The 2,881-nt window shown below is 23.2% G+C and carries 2 protein-coding genes; both read right to left on the bottom strand.

The genetic code is table 11. The features are described 5' to 3' along the window. Nucleotides 1-1,514 (bottom strand): ABC transporter substrate-binding protein (locus KTO59_RS03905; RefSeq protein ID WP_284928739.1); only part of this gene is annotated, 1,514 nt, incomplete at its 3' end. Between the two features lie 216 nt (nt 1,515-1,730). Beyond that, nucleotides 1,731-2,881, bottom strand: a 1,151-nt coding sequence (locus tag KTO59_RS03900; RefSeq protein WP_284928738.1) for an ABC transporter substrate-binding protein, incomplete at its 5' end; no start/stop codon positions are given.

The following is a 2,881-nucleotide window of genomic DNA, read 5'->3' as shown; positions in this document are numbered from 1 at the left end:
TTATTAACTAAAATAAATGATTTTTCTGTTTTTAACGGAAATAAATAATGTTTGTCATATAAATATTGTTCTATTCCTTTTAATAGTGATTCATATTTTGTTAAGTCAGTTAATGATTTAGCTTCTGTCAATTTATCTTCGATGTGAATTTTATCAGCTTCATCGATACCAAAGGAATTACTTTCGTTGTTTGTTGTCTTGAAATAATCTTCGATATATTTATGAGCGTATTTCATTTCAAAATTTTCTGCTGAAAAAACAAAATTATAAGGTGAATCTTTTCCTTTTGTTGAATTTGCCTTAAAAGTATTCCACTCAGGTTCGTCTAAATTTGTTTCAAAACCAACATATCGTAATTGTTCTATTATTTTGTCATGAAATGATGTTTTGTTTTTACCAATTGCAATTTTTAAATTTTTATCTTCTGGTCTTAATCTTTGAACTTCTTGTTTAGCTGATTTTATATCAGGTTGATGATAATTTATACTAGGATTATGGCCAATTAATTTATTATGAAATGCAGATTTTGCAATTGTACCAGGTAATTCTAATTCATCGATTATTTTTTGTATATCTAAAGATTTTGCAATGATTTTACGTACATTTTCATTAGTTTTTTGTTTATTAAAATAAATATAACTTTGAGTAGCTCTTTCGTGTTCTAATATTTCAATATTTTTATATTTTTTGTTTTTTAAATCGTCTTTTAAATTTTGAATTTCTGTTGGTGGGTAATAAAGCATTGCATTGACTTGTTTTGTTTCTAATTCTTGGAAAAGAGTATTTGAATCTTTAGATATTTTGAATTTAATTTTTTTAGGAGAATTTTTGATAATATCTTGATCATGATATTTGTCGAAAAGTTCCAATTGTAATTCTTTATTCGGAATATAATTTGTTAATTTATAAGCGCCAGCTCCTATTTTTACTCCTTCTGATTCGTTTTTTTCAGTTGCTTCTTTATTAATTATTCTAATAAACCAAGTAAAAGGGAAATGCCAAAATAGAACATCTTCTTTTAATTTAATTTTAAATTTTAGATCATCTATTTTTTCTATGTCATCTATTTGTAGAAATTGTTCATGTTGTTGTTGTTTCCCTTTTCGGATTGTAAAAATAACATCTTCAGTTGTCATTTTCTTATTATTATGAAAGAAAATATTATCTTTTAATTCACATTTTAATATTTTGCCTTCTTTTTGAGGTAATTCTTTTAATAATTGAGGTTTTAATTCACCTTTATAATCTACAAAAAGTTTATCATGCATCATATTAAACATAGTATCACCATCTGCTGATTGTGTATTTTTTTTGTCACAAGGATTAAATCCAATCATATCTGTTGTTATCCCTATAACTGTTTCATTAATTGTTTCATTTTTTTCTTTATTATCATCTTTTGCTTTATTAAAACGATATATTCCAAATATAATTATACTTAATAGAATTATAACAAAGCTAATTATAAAAATTTTATTAGTTAAAATTTTTTTGATTTTTTCTTTTTCAATCATAATTATTTCCTTTTTAAATAATTTAAAATTTAATTTTAATAATGATATGTCCCGCTCCATCAAAATAGAACCAGTTAAAAAGTTAATTTAAGTCAAACTATTTATTAAAAAAAATACTTTGACTTATTTTTTTTGTTTCAAAATAGTCAAACTTAAAAAGGAGATTTTAAAAATGAGTAAATATTTATATGGTTTAAAAGAAATAATTAATTTTTATTATTTTTTTGGATATTTAATTGATCTCATATTAAAAAATCTACTAAATGCATCTTGTTCAAAACCTTTTTCTATTTTTTTATTAACTAAAACAAATGTTTTTGGTTTAATTAATGGAAATAAATAATGTTTGTCATATAAATATTGTTCTATTTCTTGTAATAGTGATGTATATTTTTTTAATTCAGTTGATGATTTAGTAGCTTCTGTTAATTTATCTTCGATGTCAATTTTATCAGCTTCATCGATACCAAAGAAATTCATTTCGTTGTTTGTTGTCTTGAAATAATCTTCGATATATTTATGAGCGTATTCCATTTCAAAATTTTCACTTAGAAAAATAAAATTATAAGGTGATTTGTTTCCTTGTTTTGCTTTCTCATTCATTGTATTAAAATCAATTGTTTCTAAAAATGTTTCAAAACCAACATGTTGTAATTGTTCTATTATTTTTTCAATAATTGGTCTGCTTTGACCACATGCAATTTTTAATTTTTTATCTTCTGGTCTTAATCTTTGAACTTCTTGTTTAGCTGATTCTATATTAGGTTGATGATAATTTATACTAGGATTATGGCCGATTAATCGATTATGAATTGCAGATTTTGCAATTGTATCAGGTAATTCTAATTCATCGATTATTTTTTGTATATTTAAAGATTTTGCAATTATTTTACGTACATTTTCATTAGTTTTTTGTTTATCAAAATAAATATAAGATTGACTAGCTGGTTCGTTTTCTAATATTTTAATATTTGGATGCATATTGTTGTTTAAATCTTCTTTTAATTGTTTAATTTCGCCTCCTGGATACGAAAGTATTGCATCGATTTCTCCTGTTGTTAATGATAGAAAAAGAGCATTATCCTCTTTAGATATTTTTAATTTAATTGTTTTAGGAGAATTTTTGATAATATTTTGATCATGATATTTGTCGAAAAGTTCCAATTGTAATTCTTGATTTGGAATATAATTTGTTAATTTATAAGCACCAGCTCCTATTTTTACTCCTTCTGATTCGTTTTGTTCAGTTGCTTCTTTATTAATTATTCTAATAATTTGAGTAAAAGGAAAAGCATAATATGGAACATCTTCTTTTAATGTAATTTCAAATTTTAGATTATCTATTTTTTTGATGTCATCTATTTTTT

This window comes from Candidatus Phytoplasma sp. AldY-WA1, from assembly GCF_020312115.2.
GTDB lineage: Bacteria > Bacillota_I > Bacilli_A > Acholeplasmatales > Acholeplasmataceae > Phytoplasma > Phytoplasma vitis.
Note: the sequence above shows the minus strand (reverse complement) of the source record. Positions and strands in the feature narration are given on the sequence as shown.